General features: G+C 62.7%; 1 protein-coding gene. It reads right to left on the reverse strand.

Annotation, left to right across the window (positions count from 1 at the left end; translation table 11 throughout):
• On the reverse strand, positions 1-4,020 hold a 4,020-nt coding region (locus tag ACEW8G_RS08630; protein WP_373488020.1), incomplete at both ends, for a beta strand repeat-containing protein.

Raw genomic sequence — 4,020 nt, forward strand, 5'->3', positions numbered from 1 at the left:
GTACTGCTGGGTGGCGGCGGACCAGCGTGCGCAACCGCGGTCGGCCCGGCGACTGCAGGGCTGTCGGGCAGCGATGGATCGCCGCCGCTGCTCGGCGGTGACCCGACCGAACCACAGGTTGCGGCGCTGAGCACGCAGCCATTGATGCTGGAGGTCGCGGTGAAGCCGCTGGTCGGCGCGGTCGGGAAGATCAGGTTGCGCACCGATGAGTTGTTGCGGACCATGTCGCCGGTATCGAGCAACTGGCCATAGATCACCATATCAAGCGAAGACCCAGACGATCCGCTCGGCGTAATCTCAACATTGCCGACGCGGCCCAGGAACCCAGCAAACAGCGCCGATGTGCCGCTGTTCTGGATGAGCAACGTGTCGCGCACGTTGAACAGCAGGCGCGACGCCTGGATCACGCCCTCGGGTCGTGACGGGACGAGTGCCTGTGCCAGCGCTGCATCGCGCCCGGCAAAGTTGATGTTGTCCGCCAGCTGGCTCAGGATTGATGCACTGGCGATATGGATATTGTTGGCGGTGATCGACAGGATGCCGCCCGGCGAGCTGCCATTGAGGATCAGGCTGCCGGTATCGGCGGCAATTTCGACCCTCTGGCCGGCAAGCGCCACGCGATTGGCGGCGGCCATGCCGTTGAAGATGGCATTGCCGGTGACCCGGATGTTGCCGGGTGTCTGAATCGACAGCGACCCTTCCGATCCATTGAGATTGTTGCCGCTGCTCGCCGCCGAACCGTTCAACGTGAAGCTGCGGATTTCAATACCCGTGCCGCTCGATCCGGCGCTGGGTGAGCTGATCACAATGTTGCCAGCGCGCAGCCGCGCGATTTCGCTGGCATCAAGCGTATAGCCAGTGCCAGATTGTGTGCCGCCGATGATCATCAGCCCGTCGCCGCTGTTGGTCAGCGTCAGGCTTCCGGTGCTGGCGTTGCCAAGGCCACCGGCGCTGCTGAGCGCAATGTCGCTTGACCGGACCGAAATCGTCGGTGCCGCAGCCAGCCCGCCAAACACGGCAGTTCCGCCCGCATCAATGGTGATGCGTGTGCCAGCGGTGATCGCGCCCGATGCCGAGAAGCCCTGCGTTGTCGCGGCGACAAGATTGCCTGTGGTTACCGCACCGCCCAGGTTGATTGCGCCCGTGACGCGTTGCGGCGTGGCTGTAAACAGCGGCGCAGGGTTGAAATCAGCGCCCAGCATGGCCGCCATCGCGCTGTTGGCGATATAGGTAAAGTTGGTCGCACTGGTGCCGGTCGTGACCGGACCGTTGATGCCAACGCTGGTCCCGGCAAGGATTATCGCGTTCGCCCCGGTCGTGATTGAGCCGGTGGCAACGCTGCCGGTCTGGGCGATCAGCCCGACGTTGGACGCACCGTTCAGATTGCCTGTGGTCAGGCCGCCCGATCTGGCGTTCAGTCCGATGCTGTAGAGACTGTCACTCGAGCGCCCGAGCGACGTAATGTCGCCCGTCGTGATCGGGCCGCCAGCATCGATGACAAATTCGAGTGCAGAACTGCCCACACCCACCGAAACACTGCCGCCCGCTTCAATATCGACGTCCTGGCTCGACGTGACGTTGCCCAGGCCGACACTGCCTGCAGCATCGATCAGGATGAAATCACCCGCAACCAGATTGCCCGCTGTAACGCCGCCGGTCACCGCCTCGATGTCGATAAAGCCCGTGGCGGACAGGGTGCCCGCGCTGATCGCGCCTGCAAACAGATCGATCTGGCCAGCCAGCGCATTCACATTGCCAAGCGTCAGCGTCTGGCCTGCGCCCGCGATGAACGCGCCGGTGGTCACATTGCCGGTCACGGTGATGTTGCCCAGGGTCCGGGCGAGCGGCTGTGCCGTCACGATGGCCAGCGGATCGATGCTGGTGAGCAAGGCGGTCGCCGGGAAGATCGAACTGTTGCCGAGATAGACAAAACGGCCTGCCCCGGTGGCGCCGGAAATCGCGCCGGTGGCGATGTTCTGGTTGGCAAGCAGCAGCACGTCTGTGCCCGCGCTGATCGCGCCTGCCGTCAGGCTGCCGTTAAGCGACGCGGCGGTCACATGACCGGTCGCGGTCAAATTGGCAGTCGTGATATTGGTGCCGCCGCGCACGACGATGTTGCCGGTTGAGTTTATCTGGCCAGTTGTAACGCTGGTGTTCGCGCGAATAAACGCGCCATCCCCGGCGACAACCGCGCCCGTGGTCACGCTGCCCGCATCCGATCCGATGCCGAGCGAGCCAAAGCTGTTGACAGACCCCACCTGGATATTGCCGGTGGCACCCAGCGCGATGCTGAATCCGCCTGACGTCCTGCTGATGCCGTTCGAGCGCACGTTGCCCAGCGTCAGGTTGCCACCCACAATCGTGCCGATGGATGTCCCCGCCGTGATGTTGCCGCCGTTGACCGATCCGCCGGTGCTGAACTCGGTGAATGTGGCAGACGTCAAGTCGCCGAACGCAAGGTTGCCGGTGCCCGCCGCGATGCCAATCTGGCCCGAGGTGCTGGTGACATTGCCCAGCGTCACGCCGACGCCGCCGATGGCGACCGTCGCCGCCGTGATCGCTCCGGTTGATGTGAAGGTGCTTCCGACAGACCGCAGGTTGATCGCGCCGGTGGTGGTGATCCCGCCAATGCTGACCGGACCCTGGCCATCAACATTGACAATCGCGCCTGCCAATGCGCCAGCAGTGATTTGACCCATGTTGGCAAGCAGCGTTGTCTGCCCCCCGGAAGTCACATCGCCTACGGTAAGATTGCCAGAAGTGGCGTTGAGCAATGTGGTCTGGCTCGCAGTGACGGCCTGCGCGTTGATGCTGTTCGCAGTGATCGCGACGCGACCGCCACTGGCATTGATCGCTCCACCAGCGGTAAACGCGGTACCCGCCCCTATAATGACATTGCCTGCCTGGATAGGTCCGGTCACTGTCAAACTGCCGACGGTCCGCACTGGCGCGACGGCAAACACTGGGGCAGGACTGAAGTCCGGACCGAGCAGCGATGCCATAGACGCGTTGCCGACGTAGAAAAAGCGGTTGGCGCCTGTCGCGGTTGTCACCGATCCGTTGATCTGGATGTTGCCGACGCCCAGGACGAGGACGTCCTCTCCACTGGTCATGCTGCCGGTGGTGATATCGCCTGCAGCCAGCATGCCGATATTGCGGGGGCCGCTAAGATTGCCAACGGTAATGTTACCGCCGCCCGAATTTAGCGCTACACTGTAGCTGGTGTCGCTGGGCGCTCCCAGCGCCGTCACATTGCCTCCCGTGAGGTTGCCACTGGCCAGTGCGTCGAAGTATTGGCCCGCGTTGGCGTTACCGAACTGGATTGTGCCCGCGTCGGCTTCCAGTTCGATAAAGGTTCCGGCAGTAACGTTACCGATCACCAGGTTGCCAGCGAGAACCAACAGATCGATGTGGCCGGAGGTTGCGGTCGCAAGCCCGAGGGTCAGCCCGTTCGCGGCTGTCATCGCGATGAAATTGGCGGCAGTCACGCTGCCCGCCGTAATCGCGCCGATGGTCGAGGTAAGATTGATGTGATTGCCCGACGAGAGGTTGCCCAGCGCCAGGCTGCCGCCACTGATGCCGATGACGCCGCCGGTGGTGATGTTGCCCAGCGTCACATTACCCGTCGCCACCGACGTAAAGCTGCTATTTGCCACAAGATTTGCGGTGACGATGATGTTGCCATTGGAAAACAGACCGATGGCATCAGCGTTGATCGTGCCGATATTGGTCGGTGCGGTGATGACAGTGTCGGCAACGAAGGTTCCTGCGCTCAGGCCCACCGCGCCCGCATTGAGCGCGCCATTGTTGACCAGCGTCGAAAGCTGGCCCGGTGTGGCGAACGTGAACGAACCGCTGACATTGACCGTCCCGTCAGCGATCCGGACGAAATCTTCAATGATGCCGGTCGGTTCTGGCGCGTCGCCCAGAATGTTGAAGACGATGCTGGATGCGTTGACATCACCATTGACGGCCCTGAACGATGATCCCGTTTCATAGAAACTCAGACCGTTTGTTGCC

Source organism: Blastomonas sp. (assembly GCF_041747255.1).
Classification (GTDB): Bacteria; Pseudomonadota; Alphaproteobacteria; order Sphingomonadales; family Sphingomonadaceae; genus Blastomonas.